Raw genomic sequence first — 18,094 nt, forward strand, 5'->3', positions numbered from 1 at the left:
GTCGGGAAACCGTGGGGAACGTTCAACGACTAGGATACACCGTCTAAGGCATCTGCTATGACGATGAAATCCGTAGGGTGTTACGAGACGTAACATTCGAAGTGCCCAGCTCCTGTGAACGTGCAGGATGAAGATATAGTCTGACCTCGTTTAGAAATGACGGGACAAGTCGCAAGCAAACCAGCAGCCTCAAGGCGTTCTTCAACTTCTTCGTTAATCGAACCCTTGACTTACAAAAAAGAGACTTCCTCGCGAAGTCTCTTTTTTTTCGTGCGTCCAGCGTGGGCGTAGTCTATAGGGTGCGAGTCCCGAACTGTGAAGGCAGAAGTAACAGTTAGCTTAACGCAAGGGTGTGCGTGGTGACGCGGAATCAGAAGGAAGCGAGCGGCAAACCCCCGGTCTGAGGAACACGAACTTCATATAAGGCTAGGCGCAACTGGATGAGTTTGCGAAACAAAACCAAGTCCTTTCTGCCGAAGGGTGCGCAGAGTAAATGAAGCAGATAGATGGAGGGAAAGACTACGCTCTTACCTGGGGAGGTCTGACTGATACGTCAAGTACACTTGATAACCTATCCAGTGATGGATAGCTGAACAGTCAGAAGTCAGCAGAAGCCATAGTACGATTTCAACTCGAGAGGAATGGGAAGGGCTGAACAATTAAGAGAGAACAACCTCTTGGCATTCAGTAACCTGCGATGAACACAGATAACCGTACAGGCATACTTGATGGAGGAAATAGTGAATTCCATGGGGGACTTCAAGATGTTGGAGCAGAACTGGCATAAGAAGAACCGTTGTTCACGGAAAGAGGCGTGACGAATGTTGATGGGGCAGATCCTATCACGGGAAAATCTACTTTCTGACCCTGAAAAGGGTAGAGCGAAATAAAGGTAGCCATGGTGTGGATGAAATGCCCGTACAAAACCTACGAGCGCATATCGTGAAGCATTGGGAGTCCATGAAAATGGAACTGTTAGAGGGAACTTATGAACCGCAACCAGTCCGCAGGGGCGAAATCCCAAAACCTGACGGTGGTGTGCGTCTATTAGGCATCCCTACTGTGATAGACCGGCTCATTCAACAAGCGATTGTCCAGATTCTCACCTCGTTATATGACCCAACGTTTTCAGACCATAGTTATGGCTTTCGTTCAAAACGAAGCGCCTATGACGCGGTAAGAAAGGCGAAAGGATATTTAACAGAAGGAAATCGCTGGGTAGTCGATATAGACTTGGAGAAATTCTTCGACAAAGTAAAACATGATCGACTCATGGGGACACTGGCGAAACGAATTGAAGATAAACGTTTACTGAAGTTAATCCGTAACTATCTGAAGTCAGGTATTATGATACATGGCGTGGTGACGAATAGTGAAGAAGGGACACCACAAGGGGGTCCACTTAGTCCTCTACTTTCTAATATAGTCTTAGATGAATTAGACAAAGAATTAGAAAGAAGGGGACACTTATTTGTCCGTTATGCCGATGACTGCAATATCTATGTGAAAACAGAGAAAGCAGGACATCGAGTGATGAACTCTATGACTTCATTTATCGAAGGGAAACTGAAGTTGAAAGTGAATGGAAATAAATCCGCGGTTGACCGTCCATGGAAGAGAAAATTCCTTGGCTTCAGTTTCACCGGCGGCAAAGAACCCAAGTTTCGTAATGCCACAGAAAGCGTGAAACGGATGAAGAATAAAATCCGTGAAATTACTTCTCGGAAGAAACCTTACTCGTTAGAGTACCGGATAAAGAAACTCAACCAATATCTGATGGGATGGTGTGGATATTATGCTCTGGCAGATACGCCAAGTGTGTTTACTAAATTCGATTCGTGGATTCGCCGAAGACTACGCATGTGTATGTGGAAGGACTGGAAGAAACCCAGTACTAAAGTGAGGAAACTCATAGGATTAGGTGCCCCGGAAGGGAAAGCTTATGAATGGGGGAACCCTCGTAAAAAGTTACTGGAGAATTTCTAAAAGCCCCATACTACACAGAACCCTTGGAAACTCCTACTGGAGTTCCCAAGGGCTCAAAAGTCTATTATCTCGTTACGAAACTTTGCGTCGTCCATCTTAATTGAACCGCCGTATACCGAACGGTACGTACGGTGGTGTGAGAGGTCGGGAGTTAATTACTCCCTCCTACTCGATCATTATAACTGACCTCGTTTACGCAAATCGACAGCTTTATAGACGATCGCCCAATAACTGCGCTTGAGCTTCTCAGCAATCTGCCAAAGGCGAAAGTAATGTAAGGAGTTGCGTGGGGGAAGCAAAAAAGTAATTATAGGTTCTGTTATTTTCCATACCTATGCATAGTTACCATCACCACTCTGTTAATTTACAAAGTGGACTTTTCTAAATAGGAGACGATATTAAACAGAGAATATATATGAGAGGAGCATTTCGATGAATAATATGATCCCCCATGAATTAGAGTTCATCAAACAGCAATTGACATAATGCAAGCTGCAGGATAGTCTGCTTGAGAAAATTGAAATGAGATTACATGCGTTAAAAAAATTGCTCAGTATGCGTCAGAGCATGAGCATATTCTGGTGGAGAGGACACAGCAAAATAAGGAATTCGAAATGCATCAGGTGATTATAAAAGGTTTAGAACAGGAGTACGGAGAATTATTGAAGCCATGGAAAAACGAATTGCCCTTGCAGTGAAGCTGCCACCTGTTTAGTCTTTTACTCAAGAGAGGTGATACTATGATTGCAACATTTCTTGCCATCCATAAAAAAACTATTATTGCCTTCCAGTGCCTGGTTACTGGAAGCGGAATACGGCGAACAGCGAACACTGAACAGCTGGTCTATTTGAGTGACTATGATAATAATACGTGCGCGAGAAAACTGGGCTAGTAGCTTGGGTTTAACTTTTTCAATGCGTATGATCAGATGAGTTATTAATTTATAGAAAAAGGTAAACTCCAATCAATAGGAAAAGCGGCCACCCTTAATCGGGTAAGCCGCATTTTTGTAGTCTGTTGTTTAGTGATAATTGGAAGAAGAATGGTTCCTAGCCAATGCTTCATACACTTTTCTTAGTTGAATCGAAACAGTTTGATAACAGATTAATTACTTTCAAGATGGAGGTCCGCCTTTTTTAGAAAAAATAAAACTATTGGACCGGTAATAAAAGTATGTTATATTAATGTTGAGGTGATTAGAATGAATATAAAATTTGTTGAGAAGTGTTTGAAAATGCCGCATGCACAAGAAGTTGGGTTTTACTTGGTAGAGAATGAAAAAGTATATGTAGCAATACACGACAATGGAACAAGATACTTTAACTCAAGTCAAAGTAGTACAGTGGACGAATATATTGAGCACCTTAATTCTGACAACTTTATTGAATTACCAAGAGCTGTAGTAAATGAATCACAGTTTAATATTGGTGACACTAAACTTACTGGTTCTGTGCTGAATGATGGTAGAAGAGTTATTAAAGATACTAGCTTGTTTAGCGCTCTTGACAGAACACGTAAAGGTGAAACGAGAATAGAAGGGTTCCCGCCAATTATAGGATCAAAATCATTAGCGACGTTATTAACAGAGATGTATCCCCAATATTTAAATCAGATCATGCCTTTTGAAGTTGCTCAATTCAATGGTTCGACAGGTAAATGGTATGATGCAAATACTATTCCAATCATTTGTGATTTATATATGGAAGCTGAGAAACAAGGATTAATAAGTGTTAACCAGGCTCATGTACTTGAGAGAGCAAAAGTTCTTTTAAGATCTCTAGCTAAAGTGGGTATAACAGCTTTAATTGATGAGGCAACAAATTATCAAGAAGTTAGAGGGAAAGATGAACTTCAGCTATTGCTAGAGCAATTTATTGCAGAGGAATTAAGACCCTACTCTAAAGAATTTAAGAGTGAGTATTTCGAGCAGTTGTTCAAGTTATATGGATTACCTTACGATCCTACTACTTCCAAACGTCCGTTATATTTTGCGAAATTCACAAGAAAGTATGTTTATGACTTACTTCCTCCAAATGTGTGGGTAGAAATAGATAAACAGAATCCATTGCTGTATGATGCGGAAAAAGATCGCTCTAAAAGAAAATATCATATTCACAGATTGCTTTCAGAGGAACACGGTATAAGATATTTGCGGGAACATTTAGAAAGTTTAATACCCGTTATGAAGTTATCTAAAAACATGAACGATTTCAAATTGAATTTTGAAGAAGTATATGCTGATAAAATTAGGAAAATCAAGCAAATGCAAGATAAGTATCAATTGACGTTGGAAGATATAGATAGTAATACTAATGTAAAGTAAAGAAATACGGCGAACAGTTGATTTATTTAAGTGTTTATGAGAATAATGCTGGTGCGAAAAAAACTGCACGAATTTTTCCGTTATCATCAAAAAATTAGATGAAGACAGGGAGTTGATTTATCGAAAATGGAAACTCCTTGCAATCAAAAAGCGGTTTTCCCTTTATTGGGAAAGCCGCTTTTTTGCTGTCTGTTGTCCGATTGTACTCGGCATGTGCTTTGTCGCTTTGCCAAGTCCATATTGCGGCATGTTGACAACAAGAAATTCCTGCCTGTGCACCTCGCAAATTATGAATTATGCGGATTTGTAAGTTTCGTCGCGCACAGGCAGGGCTCTGTAACTGCTAAACTAAAATGGACAGTTTTTGCTTAATAGAACTGAACCCTTTCTGCCCTTTTTTATGAATTCCAAGATGAACCCCTCCTGTAACAATATGTTCCTACAACTATAACATCTCCTGTGTCCATTTTAAGGGGGGCGACTACTGGACCCCACACAACTCAGGTACTATTCTGAAATTCACGAGGTCCAGGTACTTGCCACTTCGATAACATTAAACTCTATCAACCATCTACCTATAAGATTGAAATCCCCCAAACCTGGGAATACATCAATAACAACCAAAACAATCCACGCATCCAAGGATGGTTTTGCTATTTTATACTCAAAGGAGATTTTCATCATGAAACCACTCATAGGCATCACATCAGACATAGACGAAAACGGAGAAACGTTCTTGAAAGCGGACTACAGCCGGGCGATCTTGCGCGCAGGGGGATTGCCGGTTGTACTGCCAGCAGGGCTTGAAGATATTGAAGAGATCTGCGACCGGATCGATGGCTTGCTGTTGACGGGCGGGGAAGACGTGAATCCGCTTCTGTTCGGGGAAGAGCCGAAACGGGAACTGGGTAAGATTGCGCCTGAGCGCGATACGATGGAGATGGCGCTTGCGAAGTGTGCAGTAGGCAAGGACATGCCGGTGCTGGGCATTTGCAGAGGGCATCAGATTCTGAATGTTGCGCTTGGCGGAACGATTCATCAGCATATTTACTCGGATTTGGAAGGACCGCTCTTGCAGCATAAGCAGCAGGCGGATCGCAACTATCCGACGCATACGGTTCGAGTGACAGAGGGGAGCCGACTCGCGGAATTCGCATCGGCTAAAGAAATTCTTGTGAACTCCCTTCACCACCAAGCGGTGAATGATGTACCCGAACCATTACGAGTCATGGCGACTGCAACGGATGGAATCATTGAAGCGTTGGAAAGTACGAAGCATCGTTTTGTGATGAGCGTGCAATGGCATCCCGAAGCGCTCTCGAACCGATCCGATGAAACGTCATTGAACTTGTTTGAAGGCTTTGTTGCCGCATCTAAAAAATCGTGAACCCTAATTAACGTACAAAAAGGGACTGCCCATAACTCGGGCAGTCCCTTTTCTGTTTAGTTGAATAGGTATATCACTCGTGAAACACATTTCTTGAATGCAGCTCGTCGGCCTTTTCAATTGGAGAGCTCGCGCAGGGCTGCAAGGATTGGAAGATCCATCATGTAAACGAGATTGCCAACTGAGGTATGACGCGCTGGAGAAATGTGTACTCCTTCTATTCGCAAAACTTGAAGCGGCTAATCGCATTGAAACATCTTGCCTAAGCTTTGTGACGTCCCCTTAACTTCCAAATCTGATAGATCATCGCGATGGACGAAATAATCGTTAAGTAGGTAAGTACGACCCATCCTGATTGCAAATAAGGGCGAAGGGCAGTTTGTACGGTTTCGCTTGTCAGAAATTCTCTTTGGAGAATACATCCATAGGTAGCCGCTGCAGCGAGTAACACGACTGCACCTATTCCTTGTGCGAGTTTACTTTTTGTTTGTCCTCGCTCGGCACTGTATTGAACGGCCCAGCCGTCTTTTTTGTTTGCCGATAGTTTACCGAGCCATACGTTTGTGAACGTGATGAGGTTCACCCATAGATAGAGTTCGGGACTGATGAGTAATGCGGCGAATAGGACGTCGATAGGGCGGTGCATAGGTGTCTTCAAGGCGAGAATTGTATTTAAGATGGAGGCAAGTACAACGGGAGTGAGCCAAATCCAGGACCAGGTGAATTGGCCAGTGGCGACGCTGAGAACGATCAATAGGACGAATAGGACACGGATAACCAAGTTCATGAGTGTTTTCACTTGGGATAGCCAAATTTTACTACGATGCTTGGAGCGCACTCCGATATTGTTGTTAGTCAGTAACTCCACCGTTCCGGATTGCCACTTGTTCCGTTGCTGTCTGAACGTATGGTAGGATTTCATCGCATCTACATAACAGCGGGCGTTTGGGCTGATGAGTGTTTTCCACTTTTTCTGGATTTGCCATGTCAGCAGCATGTCCTCTACATCACTTTCATCTTGCCAAGGTCCATCTAATTTGTTTTCATCGATCACCTCTTGAAGTGCTTCCGGACGAAATAATGTGGCTTGCCCACCGAGGACGTACGTGCTGCCGCCACTGTACTGCAAATCCAGCAGCCAGCTTGCCATGTCTTGTTTTTGCTGATGTGTCCACCATCGGGAAAGGAATCCGCCATACTCTCCCGTAGAAATTTTGTCCTCGTAATGGGGATCGGATTTTGAAATCAGGCTTTTCTTTTTCGGCATCCGCATTGTGTATTTCGCCATGACCCCACCGATATTACGCGAGCTCATCAAACCATCCCACAGATGGGATAAGGCACCAGGGGCAAGCCTGCTGTCAGCATCCATCCCGAGGATCGCTTTGATAGAATTCTTATAATACTCTTCATAAATTGTTTGTCTTTTATCATACAAGTCCAAAAGGTCTCCATAGATGCTTTTCCAAGCGGTATTCAGCGCTCCGACTTTTCGTTGCTTATTATTTTGAGTCGTGAGGACGGTCAACCTCAAGTTGAATTCGACGCCGGCATCCAAAGCCGCCTCCTCGGTCCGATCCGAACAGTTATCAGCGATGACAAATACATCCATTTCCACGTCTTTTGGTAAAGACTGATCACCGAGCCCTGCCAAGCAATCCCTAATGGATCTTTCTTCGTTATGGGCAGGGATGAAGACCGCGATACGAGGTTTCATATACGTATTTCGCACTTTGGATTTGATTGTGAACGAAGAAGAAGCCTCGTCCTGACGGTCCATTAACAGCATATCCATACCTCTGTTGCCACCTCTCTATCTTCATAAATGAATCTATACCCATTTAGTCCCAAGTTCTTAAGTAGGATACTCATCTATCTATACAGTATTGAATTTCTGATGGAATTAGAACAGAGGAGAGAGAACTTATTGGACGCTACCAAGAGGAGATAAAAGAATAGTGCAATGAAAAAGGACTGCCAAATGTACTGGCAGTCCCGAACATCTCATCTATTACACTTTAAACCGATCAATTGCATGACTCAACTCTTCACTCAAATTCGTTAATGTCTCTGCGGCATCGGTCACCGACTGGATGGCGCGGAGCTGTTCTTCAGTAGAAGCACTCACTTCTTCACACGCAGCAGCGGTTTCTTGAGAAGTTGCCGCCATCGTCTGGATTGTCATGGCAACGTCATCCTTATGATGCGACACGTTCTGGATATCGATTGAAATCGCGTCGATGGATGCTTGCATGTCTTCCATTAACGCGGACAATTGACCGAACGTCGACTCCGTTTCTTGCACGACAACGCCTTGGTCACGGAACGTCGTAATCGTTTCTTCCATTTGTTGCGTGACGAGTCGTGACTCTTCCTGCAATTGCAATACCGTCGTTTGGACATCTTTAGTCGCGTGTGCCGATTGTTCCGCGAGTTTGCGGACTTCGTCTGCTACGACTGCGAATCCTTTCCCGTGTTCTCCTGCACGTGCCGCTTCGATGCTTGCATTCAACGCAAGTAAGTTCGTTTGGGATGAAATATCCGTAATCGTATCCATCACGCTGCCAATCGCTTTCACTTTTTCACCAAGTGTCCCGATCGCTTCGTTCATCGATTTCAAATTCTGACCGGATGATTGGAACGTCTCTTGCAACTGTGCCATCTGTGTTTGTCCGTTTGCGTTCATGTTTCCGGTACGCTCGGCAATTTCAGTCATCGATACGGCGCGCTCTGTGATGCCGGTGATCTGACGGCCGAGTTCATCCGCCCGTTCGGTAACCGTTTCTGCGTCTTGTGCCGACTTAGATGCACCTTCAGCTATTTCGTTCACCGCATAAGCCACTTCTGAACTGGAAGCATTCGTTTCTTCTGCGACCGCACTCAAGCTTTCGGAATTCATGCGCACGTTTTCAGCGGATTGGTTCACAACTGAAATGATGCCATGCATGCTCGTAATCATTTCGTTGAAATGTTCGCTCAACTGGCCGATTTCATCTTTTGTCTGTATGTCCGAATGCGTCGTCAAATCCCCTTCAGCGACGGCATCCATCGATTTGCGCAAACTGGCGATCGGCTTCAGTAATTTCCCAATGATGAAGAACAATCCAATCGCGACCATCATGAGAGTAATCATGGAAATCACTAAAATGGATGTCCTCAGTTGCTTTGCCATTCCCATCAGCTGATCTTGTTCGTAAACGGTTCCAACTTTCCAGCCGAATTTCGGAATTGTGGAGTAGACGCTTATCTGTGGCTCGTCTTTTTCGTTTTTGTAAGCAATATCCCCGGAATCTTGAGCGTACATACCTTTCACGTGGGGGGTATCCATCCTATTTTCACCGCTAAGAGTCGGATGGGAAATAGCGGTACCTTCCTGGTCATAGAGAATCGGGTATCCGCCAAAAGGGATGTCCATGGAAGTCAGCAAGTTGGTCAATTTAGTCAGTTCCAAGTCGATGGCCATGACCCCTTGCAGCTTACCGTCCTTTTCAACTGCGTAGGATCCGGTGATAACGAATTCCCCGGTTTCAATATCAGGATAAGGAGTGGACCAATGGACAACTCCAGGTTCATCAGCCGCTACTGTATACCACTCACGGGATGTCGGATCATAGTCAGTCAGATCATCTTCAGGGTACATCGCCGTAAACTTATCGGGCATGCCATAATAGAGGTAAACCGCATCCTCGTATATATCCACAGTCTCTTGAAGTTTTTGCATGATTTGTTGTTCAGTGACTTTACCTCTGGCCGGGCCAGTGAAGTTGACGACTTCGTTTGAATTGGACACGGCAGTCAGCCCTTTAGTATATTGCTCCATGTAATTTTCCACTGTGAAAGCGGTTTGGTCCGCGAGTGTTCCACTGGAATCCACGACGCGCTCCAATGATAACTTCTTCACCTGGTCGTCCAGCAGGTAGAATAGGAGCATCATGCCAATAGAGAATAACAAAAGTGCGGATAGGATGATTTTGGATTTCAAAGATTTTCTCATTCTTAAATTCCCCTCTAGTTGAAATAATTTGTCAATGGATACTTAGGTGTAAAGTATACCATGGAAGCTGAGTAAGGTAAGATGAAAATCACGAATATTTAATTATTGGTGTGTGAAAAGTACTGGATATGCCTGCATCTATTTCATGAGGCAAGAAGAGTCTTGATAGAGGATTAAGTTTATAAAACGAAGGAGAGTGAGCAGATGGGATGAAACGATATCCTCATTTGATATGGGTGATTTAAATTAATAAGTAAAAAGGGGACTGCCAGATCAATCGGCAGCCCCTCTTTTGATTTTTATACTCTAAATCGGTCGATCGCATGACTCAACTCTTCACTCAAGTTCGTCAATGTCTCCGCTGCGTCCGTCACGGACTGGATGGCGCGCAGCTGTTCTTCTGTTGACGCACTTACTTCCTCGCATGCTGCCGCCGTTTCTTGTGAAGTGGCTGCCATCGTTTGGATGGTGGAGGCAACCTCCTCTTTATGGCGGGCGACAGTCTCGATCTCCTCGGAAATCGAATGGATCGAGGTTTGCATATCTTCCATTAATGCGGAGAGGTCGCCAAACGTCGTCTCCGTTTCCTGGACAACCAAGCCTTGTTCACGGAATGTCGTGATGGTCTCTTCCATTTGTGCGGTCACAAGAACCGATTCTTCCTGGAGCTGCTGGACAGTTACTTGTACATCCTTCGTAGCGCGTGCCGACTGCTCTGCAAGTTTCCGCACTTCTTCCGCTACGACCGCAAACCCTTTCCCGTGTTCGCCTGCACGCGCAGCTTCAATGCTTGCATTCAGTGCTAACAGATTCGTCTGGGATGAAATATCCGTGATTGTGTCCATCACACCACCGATGGCTTTCACTTTTTCGCTAAGTGTCATAATCGCTTCGTTCATCGTTTTCAAGTTCATGCCTGACGACTGGAATGTCTTCTGAAGCTGTGCCATTTGAGTTTGTCCGTTGGTGTTCATATCTCCAGTACGGACTGCGATTTCATTCATGGAAACTGCACGTTCTGTAATGCCGTTTATTTGCCGGCCTAGTTCGTCAGCCCGTTCCGAAACGGTTTCAGCATCTTCTGCAGATTTTGAAGCGCCGTGTGCAATCTCACTCACTGCATGTGCGACTTCAGAGCTGGATGCATTCGTTTCTTCAGCGACCGCACTCAAGCTTTCAGAATTGGTCCGGACATTGTCAGCGGATTGGTTTACAACTGAAATGATGCCATGCATATTCGTAATCATCTGATTGAAGTTCGTACTTAACTGGCCGATTTCGTCTTTCGTCTGAATGTCTGACTGGACGGTAAGATCGCCTGCCGCTACTTCGTCCATGAGAGCACGCAGTCGGGCGATCGGCTTCAGCAGCCTACCGATTAGGAAATACAACACGACAGCCACAACTACTAAAACAATGGAAGAGATCATCAGGATGGAAGTTCTCAGCTGTTTCGCCATCCCCATCAAGTTCTCTTTTTCGTATACGGTTCCGACTTTCCAACCGAACGATGGAAGTGTAGTGAAAACACTGATCATCTCTTTCCCTTTTTCGTTGTAAGCAAAATCGCTTTGTTCGTAACTATACATGTCTTTCACATAGGATAAGTCCATCAAGCTATCTCCGGTATTCGTAGGATGAGAAAGAGCCGTCCCTTCTTTATCAAACAAAAACGGTTGTCCGTCATAAGGGATGGCCGTAGCATTCAGCATCTCGGAAATTGCAGTCAGTTCCAGGTCCACTGCCGCCACTCCGGCTAGTTTCCCGTTGTTTTCAACAGCCAGTGAAGCGGTTGTCATCAGATTGCCGGTTGCTTCGTCAGGATAGGGTGGGGACCACTGAATTTTACCAGGAGAAGCAGCGGCCAACTGATACCAAGGACGTTCTGTCGGGTCGAATGAAGTCATGTCCCCTTTCGGAAATTGTACAGTGTGTTTTGAAGGCGCCGAAAAGTAGACCGCAACGGCATCATCGTACGTGCCAAGAAAAAGTTCAAGCTGTTTTTGAAGAAGAGCTTCGGCAGCGGCACTTTCATTCGATAAGGTGAAGTCCTCTATTTCATTTGAGTCAGCAAGGAATGTCAATCCTTTACTGTATTGTGATAAGAAATTTTCAACTGAATCGGACATCTGATCTGTCGTTCCTTCACTGGAACTGATGACCCGTTCCACGGAGCGGAGCTTAATCATCCCGTTCAGCATAAAAGCCATCAGCAGAACACCGACTAAAAATAGTGCGAGCGCGGCTGAGATGATTTTAGTTTTAAGAGATTTTGTCATGATTTTCCTTCTTTCTTCTATTATATGTACAAAGCCTATTTCGGAAGGAAAATCTAAAAGTTTAGGGACGGAGATAAGACAGAAAATTATAATCGGTTGCATACTGCCGCGCAAAATATTTTGTGACCGTTTCTGAAATACAGGGCCAGGCCAAAATCCACTGTAAACTTCTCCCCAGCTTTGCCGATATACTAACTAGATATGTGTGACGCTAGAGGAGGACGGAGAAATGGTCAGTCAAATAGGGGGAGGTCACGACCGGCAACATGCGGCGGGACCTGCGGATGGAACAGTATCCGGAATTGTGACAAAAGTTGAAGCCATTAACGACCAAGCACAACAGCAAGCATCTGGAGAACTAGAGTTACCCATCAAGAAAGCCAAAGAAGTGACGGCAGGGTTGAATCAGTTCCTGGAAAGCGTGGACACGCAGCTACGGTTCAAAATGCACGACGAATTGCACGAATACTATGTGACGATTGTGGACTCAAAAACCGATGAAGTGATCCGGGAGATCCCATCCAAAAAACTAATGGACATGCACGCGGAAATGAAAAAATTCCTCGGCCTGCTCATCGACCGTAAAATCTAAAGGAGTGTTTCAATATGAGAATTGGTGGACTAGCCAGCGGAATCGATACCGAATCGATTATTAAAGACTTAATGAAAGCCCAGCGCATCCCGTTGGATAAAGTGACACAGAAGAAACAGTATTTTGAGTGGCAGTTGAACGATTATCGCAGTGCGAATCGGGATTTGAAAAGTTATAGTACGAAGCTATTTGATAACTCCATTTTGTCGAAGAACTTTAATCAGAAGAATGTTAGTATTTCTGCGCCTGATGATGTATCGATCAAATCAAAAGGTAATGCTGATGATTTTTCTGGAAAAATCAAGGTAGAACAACTTGCGACTAATGCGACTATGCAAAGTGGTGAAATTGATGGGCATGCTAAAGTGAAATTAGCAGCTGATGCCGAATTAACTATTACATCACCAAATGGAACATCTGTTGACGTGAAATTTGCAAAAGATGATGATATTAATGCTATCGTGAAAAAGATTACTGAACAAAGTGGAGTCAGAGCATTTTATGATTCTGTTTCCGGGAAAATAGGTATGTCTGCTAAAGACAGTGGTATCGGTTCAATAGAAATTAAGTTTAAGTCAGGCGAAGACCTAACAAGTACGCTAAGTTTGCGAGGCGCCTCTTCGGATCCTTCCGTACCTTCTGAAATATTTCCTCCAGGTAAAGCAGCAACATTTAACGCGGGGGAAAATGCGATTGTCCATTATAATGGAATGAGAATAGAACGTGAATCCAATACTTTTGAACTTGATGGAATGGAGTTCACTCTAAAAGCTGCAAACAACAAAGAAATTACCTTTAACTCCACGACAGATACTGAAAAAGTTTTTGACACTATTAAAGGCTTCGTCGACGACTACAACAAGTTAATCGAAGATCTCAATAAAAAAATTCGTGAACCTAAGTATCGTAGTTTCCAACCATTATCTACAGAACAAAAAGCTGACATGAAGGAGAAGGAAATCGAACTTTGGGAAGAAAAAGCAATGAGTGGTACGTTGCGTAATGATCCTGAAATCTCGAAGTTGTTATCTGCAATGAGAAATGTTTTGAATCAGCCAATACCGACAGGGAACACGAAAGCTGATGGAAAACCCGAAACGATAAATCTCAGCTCTATTGGAATTACAACTTCCAGCAACTATTTAGAACATGGTAAACTAGTAATAGATGAGAAAAAGTTAAAAGCTGCAATTGCTGAAAATCCTCAAAGTGTTGAAAAGTTGTTTAACAATCAGGATGAAACAAATCCTAAGAACCAAGGAATTGCTAGACAGTTGCGAGCAACTGTCGACGCTTCTCAAGCTGCTATCCAAAAAAGCGCCGGCAAAATAGGCGACAGCAACAAAGCCTTTTCCCTCGGTCGTACTCTGGACGCCATGAACAAACAAATTGAGAACTTCGAAACTCGTATGAAAATGGTTGAATCCCGCTATTGGAAACAGTTCAATGCCATGGAAAATGCTATCCAGCGAGCGAATGCGCAATCGGCGAGTTTAATGTCTGCACTCGGTGGCGGGGCTTAAGTGAAACACGCTATACAAAAGGAGAGTTTACTAAATGGTCATGCATAATCCGTACGCTACGTACCAAAATAATTCTGTTACGACGTCGACGCCTGGGGAATTGACTTTAATGCTGTATAACGGTTGTTTGAAGTTCATCGAACAAGCGAAGCGCGCAGCGGACTTGGGTCAGATCGAACAGAAGAATACGGCTGTGCAGAAAGCACAGGCGATTATTTCTGAACTGATGATCACATTGGATGCTTCGTTCCCTGTAGCGAAGGACATGCTCGTGCTGTATGAATTTGCGAACAGCCGCCTTATCGATGGAAACATTAAAAATGATTCCAAGCTGTTTGAGGAAGCTGCGGAAATCATTACGGAGTTCCGGGATACGTGGAAGCAAGTCATTCAATTGAATCGCCAGAAGCAATACGGCAATGTGAGTGAAATATGATTCGACCCGAACTTATGAAATGGAAAGACGCAACGGATCGGTTGCTTGCACTTCCCATTTCAAATGATGACGATCACCGCGATGCGATGATCCTTTCCATAGAAGCGATTTTAGATGAACGGGAGCAATTGCAGCCGAGCATCCAGCCTCCTTTTTCCGTGGAAGAAGAGGCGTTCGGTAAAGAATTGGTGATTCAGGAGTCGAAGGTCGCTGTGAAGTTGGAAAGCTATCTCACTGCGATTCGAAAAGACCTCTCCACGTCCCAGACAAAAAAAGACGGTGTGCGCAGTTACGTCAATCCATACAGCAAAGTTGCCCGTGACGGCACTTTTTATGATACGAAACAATAAGAAAAATCCGGCGAATGGATGCATTCGTCGGATTTTTTGACCATTCGTGTACCTTATTGCCTATTATCGAATGAATTCTATTCAAGTATAATGGTAATAACGGATTGGCAAAAAAATCAACTAGAGGTGTTTTTATGACAATTGAACAGTTGAAACTAGAGGATTGGCTTCGAAAGAATCATATTTTGTATACCGGTTTTGCGGTTGGGGGTGGACTGGGACTGATTGCGCAACTGATTATGGGGTCTAATATGGCTACCATCTTATCTGTATTGATCCCCTTATTGATTGGCAGTGCGTTTTATGTTGCATTCCGTTTCACGAAAACGAAATGGCTGACGAAAAGTTTACCTTACATATTAATCGTCTCTACATTTGCTGTATCGCTGGGAGTTATCTTATTGTCCGAAGCGAATTTGGGTTCTATTGGCATAATTTTTTTCTTATTGATGTTCGGTGGAATCCATGGTCGCGTCCTGATTATGGGTTTCGCTTATGTGCTCAGCCTCATCGCCCTGGTCTTGAATAATATGGTGTTTGTCTCCCCGGACTTAGTGGACGGGAGTGGTGCGAATTTACTATTACTGCATTTTTTAAGTGGATTGATTCTCATGCTTGTCGTACGCCAAAATGCGAAGAACTTCTCGGAGATTGAACGCGTTACGGAGCAAACGGAAAAGCTCAGGAAAGAAGAGGCGGAGCTTGCGAAACGATTGGACGTGGCAGTTGAGAAAATCACTGGGAATCTAAGCAGACTTCGTGATTCTTCCGAGACCTCTTTATGCGCTCAACGTGAAATGCTGACAGCGATTCAAGAGGTGAGTGGAGCTAGCCAGCATCAGGCCGACCATATATCCGATATTGCGGAACGCTCCGAACAGACACATGAGTCAGTTGAGAGAATTTCCGGCGGGCTTACAGTACTTGTCCAAAAAGCGACTGAAGCGGGAGAACGAGCAGGTGATGGAAGTTCCCGGATTGCCGGATTGAAAAGTGGCATAGATGCATTTGCACAATTTTTTGAAGAGCTGAATGGAACGTTTTTGGTGTTATCCGAAAAGATTGCTGAAACGAATGCGTTTGCAGGTTCCATTAAAGAGATAACAGACCAAACGAATCTGCTGGCATTGAATGCTTCCATTGAAGCTGCTAGAGCAGGCGAGCACGGAAAAGGCTTCGCTGTCGTGGCGGATGAAATCAGGAAGCTTGCGGGTATGACGGATCATACTTTATCGAAAATCGATGCCAACCTTTCTGAAGTGAACACGTTCAACGAACTGGCCGTGTCCAAACTTTCAGCTGGGAAAGAACAGATTTCTCAGCAGACGGAAGTAGCGGACTCTTCGAATACGACATTCACTGCATTGCATGGGGAAATGCGTGATTTGCAGAAAGAAATGCAGTCATTCATCGAATCGTTTAAAGAAATCACGGGTCATACGGATACAATCCGTGGGCGCACGATGGAATTCGCATCCGTTATTGAAGAGAGCACCGCAGCAATCGAAGAGCTGGATGCGACATTGACGCACCTCGTGGATGAACAAAGTGAAATCGATCGCTATTTACAGGATACACATAATGAAGCGGTCAACCTGCATCGTTAACTACGCTCGCCCAGCAATTGCTAGGTGGGGTTTTTTTATACATGAGAAGTCGTTCAGTATCATATTGTAGACGACGCCTACTTTCCAAGAAAGAGGTTTCGGAACGGGACTGTTCGGTAATAGTAGAGGACGGAGCACCTGCCAAGGTATCCGGAAAAATGGGGACGCGAAGCTGGTAACTATTTGATATACTGAAGGGACTAGAGCAGTGAATGGAGCGTGAAGATATGCATTACAAACGTGATGAAGCATTCCGGTTCCCCTTTAACGAGCCTGTCCCGGCAGAATTCAGTATTTACCTTAAAAACAGCGATCGCCCTGGAACCGGAACCGGCGACTCCAAGTTACTGGATATTAGTCCAGGCGGAACCCGTATGGAAACGTCGTTCAGTATCCCGGTAAATCGAGACGAAGTCGCTCTCAAGCTGCGGTTCAGCGTATTTCAACAGCCCATCGAGACAGATGGTGTCATCGTCTGGAAGGAAGCGGTTGGAAACGGTTGGGTATATGGCATCGATTTTGACGAGAACGAAGCGGTGGCCCAAGCAATCGTCAATGATCTGAAGCTTCGCAGGCAAGCTGAACGCTAAAGCTTGAAAAGCACTTCGGCAGCATCCGACAATATTCTTTTTAATTTTCACACAAAAAAGAAGGGTTATGATCGGGCAATGGAGAAGATAGAGATAGGGTCAAATTAAAGGAGGAGTTTATATGTTAGACTTCAACATTCGTGGCGAAAACATCGAGGTTACTCCAGCAATCCGAGAGCACGTCGAGAAGAAAGTCAGTAAACTGGAAAGGTACTTCACTGAGTCGTTGAAAGCGACAGCTCATGTGAACTTGAAAGTATACAGCGATAAGCAGACTAAAGTTGAAATTACAATTCCAATGAAAAATTTGACACTCCGTGCAGAAGAACGTCATACAGATTTATACGCAGCGATCGACTTGATCGTCGATAAGCTCGAGCGTCAAATCCGTAAATATAAAACAAGAGTGAATCGCAAATTCCGTGAACGTGAAGGTGTCGGTGCATTCTTGCAGGCGACAATGGAAAATGGATCCAAAACACAAGACGATACAGATGACGAGAACGATTTTAACGTTGTCCGTACAAAGCAACTCGATTTGAAGCCGATGGATCAGGAAGAAGCCATCCTGCAAATGAACATGCTCGGACACGATTTCTTCATCTTCACTGATGGCGAATCGGACTCGACTAACATTGTCTACAAGCGCCGTGACGGCAAGTATGGCTTGATCGAAACTGGAGCTAATTAACGAATGAATGGAAACCGCCCGAAAGTTGGGGCGGTTTTTTGTGTGCAATGAAGTGTGGAGATTACTTTTTGTGTATACCCGCCTATCAGTTCTGAACGATGAAGATTACACAGAGAAATAAGGATGAGAACGGTCGAGTCAAGAGTAATCTGCTCAAACGGTGTGGAACATGATCAAGGGAATGGTTCTTACGCGAAAACGGGGAGTTAGCCTCTTACCTATTACGTCTTGACTGATTATTTTTTGAAAATAATTACAGGTGATACAATACTCGCTTTTCCAAGACTTGAAAGCTTGCTCGACCATACATTAAGCGCTTAAGTGTCTTTAATCGA

Annotated in this window: 12 protein-coding genes and 1 pseudogene; 10 read left to right on the forward strand and 3 right to left on the reverse strand. The window is 44.2% G+C overall.

The window, feature by feature from the left end:
- The first annotated feature begins 821 nt into the window (after positions 1-821).
- The 3 genes and pseudogenes from ltrA to ABE021_RS09715 all read left to right on the forward strand — a co-directional run bounded on the left by ltrA (position 822) and on the right by ABE021_RS09715 (position 5,697).
- A pseudogene (gene ltrA / locus ABE021_RS09705) lies at positions 822-2,086 on the forward strand (group II intron reverse transcriptase/maturase).
- 1,102 nt (positions 2,087-3,188) lie between these two features.
- Positions 3,189-4,310: a P63C domain-containing protein gene (locus ABE021_RS09710; protein ID WP_430288343.1), complete on the forward strand. Its 1,122-nt coding sequence runs from the start codon at positions 3,189-3,191 to the stop codon at positions 4,308-4,310.
- Positions 4,311-4,992: 682 nt separating this feature from the next.
- A complete protein-coding gene (locus ABE021_RS09715) occupies positions 4,993-5,697 on the forward strand; it encodes a gamma-glutamyl-gamma-aminobutyrate hydrolase family protein (RefSeq protein ID WP_430288345.1) in 705 nt (234 codons plus the stop codon).
- A gap of 262 nt (positions 5,698-5,959) precedes the next feature.
- Here ABE021_RS09715 and ABE021_RS09720 read toward each other — a convergent pair whose 3' ends face one another.
- The 3 genes from ABE021_RS09720 to ABE021_RS09730 form a co-directional block, all read right to left on the reverse strand.
- Entirely contained in the window at positions 5,960-7,486 is a 1,527-nt protein-coding gene (locus tag ABE021_RS09720; RefSeq protein WP_430288363.1) for a glycosyltransferase family 2 protein, read from the reverse strand.
- A gap of 222 nt (positions 7,487-7,708) precedes the next feature.
- On the reverse strand, positions 7,709-9,691 hold the full coding sequence (locus ABE021_RS09725) for a methyl-accepting chemotaxis protein (protein WP_430288346.1): 1,983 nt from the start codon (positions 9,689-9,691) through the stop codon (positions 7,709-7,711).
- A gap of 299 nt (positions 9,692-9,990) precedes the next feature.
- The gene (locus ABE021_RS09730; RefSeq protein WP_430288347.1) at positions 9,991-11,970 is read right to left on the reverse strand and encodes a methyl-accepting chemotaxis protein; all 1,980 of its coding nucleotides are present in this window, start codon (positions 11,968-11,970) and stop codon (positions 9,991-9,993) included.
- A 229-nt stretch (positions 11,971-12,199) separates the two neighbouring features.
- Between ABE021_RS09730 and flaG the strand changes: the two genes are divergently transcribed.
- The 7 genes from flaG to hpf all read left to right on the forward strand — a co-directional run bounded on the left by flaG (position 12,200) and on the right by hpf (position 17,759).
- The gene (flaG, locus tag ABE021_RS09735; RefSeq protein ID WP_430288349.1) at positions 12,200-12,562 is read left to right on the forward strand and encodes a flagellar protein FlaG; all 363 of its coding nucleotides are present in this window, start codon (positions 12,200-12,202) and stop codon (positions 12,560-12,562) included.
- Between the two features lie 14 nt (positions 12,563-12,576).
- Positions 12,577-14,085, forward strand: a complete 1,509-nt coding sequence (gene fliD, locus ABE021_RS09740) for a flagellar filament capping protein FliD (protein WP_430288351.1) — start codon at positions 12,577-12,579, stop codon at positions 14,083-14,085.
- A 34-nt stretch (positions 14,086-14,119) separates the two neighbouring features.
- On the forward strand, positions 14,120-14,521 hold the full coding sequence (gene fliS, locus ABE021_RS09745) for a flagellar export chaperone FliS (RefSeq protein ID WP_430288352.1): 402 nt from the start codon (positions 14,120-14,122) through the stop codon (positions 14,519-14,521).
- Positions 14,518-14,871 carry a flagellar protein FliT gene (locus tag ABE021_RS09750; protein WP_430288353.1) on the forward strand — a complete coding sequence of 118 codons (354 nt, stop codon included), beginning with the start codon at positions 14,518-14,520 and terminating at the stop codon, positions 14,869-14,871. The genes fliS and ABE021_RS09750 overlap by 4 nt, the downstream gene beginning before the upstream one ends.
- A 134-nt stretch (positions 14,872-15,005) precedes the next feature.
- Positions 15,006-16,478 carry a methyl-accepting chemotaxis protein gene (locus ABE021_RS09755; protein WP_430288354.1) on the forward strand — a complete coding sequence of 491 codons (1,473 nt, stop codon included), beginning with the start codon at positions 15,006-15,008 and terminating at the stop codon, positions 16,476-16,478.
- Between the two features lie 227 nt (positions 16,479-16,705).
- Positions 16,706-17,068 carry a PilZ domain-containing protein gene (locus tag ABE021_RS09760; RefSeq protein ID WP_430288355.1) on the forward strand — a complete coding sequence of 121 codons (363 nt, stop codon included), beginning with the start codon at positions 16,706-16,708 and terminating at the stop codon, positions 17,066-17,068.
- Positions 17,069-17,189: 121 nt separating this feature from the next.
- Positions 17,190-17,759, forward strand: a complete 570-nt coding sequence (gene hpf / locus ABE021_RS09765; RefSeq protein ID WP_430288357.1) for a ribosome hibernation-promoting factor, HPF/YfiA family — start codon at positions 17,190-17,192, stop codon at positions 17,757-17,759.
- Positions 17,760-18,094 lie beyond the last annotated feature (335 nt).

It is taken from the genome of Sporosarcina gallistercoris, assembly GCF_050459885.1.
GTDB lineage: Bacteria > Bacillota > Bacilli > Bacillales_A > Planococcaceae > Sporosarcina > Sporosarcina gallistercoris_A.

Coding starts and splice junctions, on each gene's coding strand:
- ABE021_RS09710 (WP_430288343.1), top strand. CDS start 3,189: ATGAATATAAAATTTGTTGAGAAGTGTTTGAAAATGCCGCATGCACAA.
- ABE021_RS09715 (WP_430288345.1), top strand. CDS start 4,993: ATGAAACCACTCATAGGCATCACATCAGACATAGACGAAAACGGAGAA.
- ABE021_RS09720 (WP_430288363.1), bottom strand. CDS start 7,486: ATGCTGTTAATGGACCGTCAGGACGAGGCTTCTTCTTCGTTCACAATC.
- ABE021_RS09725 (WP_430288346.1), bottom strand. CDS start 9,691: ATGAGAAAATCTTTGAAATCCAAAATCATCCTATCCGCACTTTTGTTA.
- ABE021_RS09730 (WP_430288347.1), bottom strand. CDS start 11,970: ATGACAAAATCTCTTAAAACTAAAATCATCTCAGCCGCGCTCGCACTA.
- flaG (WP_430288349.1), top strand. CDS start 12,200: ATGGTCAGTCAAATAGGGGGAGGTCACGACCGGCAACATGCGGCGGGA.
- fliD (WP_430288351.1), top strand. CDS start 12,577: ATGAGAATTGGTGGACTAGCCAGCGGAATCGATACCGAATCGATTATT.
- fliS (WP_430288352.1), top strand. CDS start 14,120: ATGGTCATGCATAATCCGTACGCTACGTACCAAAATAATTCTGTTACG.
- ABE021_RS09750 (WP_430288353.1), top strand. CDS start 14,518: ATGATTCGACCCGAACTTATGAAATGGAAAGACGCAACGGATCGGTTG.
- ABE021_RS09755 (WP_430288354.1), top strand. CDS start 15,006: ATGACAATTGAACAGTTGAAACTAGAGGATTGGCTTCGAAAGAATCAT.
- ABE021_RS09760 (WP_430288355.1), top strand. CDS start 16,706: ATGCATTACAAACGTGATGAAGCATTCCGGTTCCCCTTTAACGAGCCT.
- hpf (WP_430288357.1), top strand. CDS start 17,190: ATGTTAGACTTCAACATTCGTGGCGAAAACATCGAGGTTACTCCAGCA.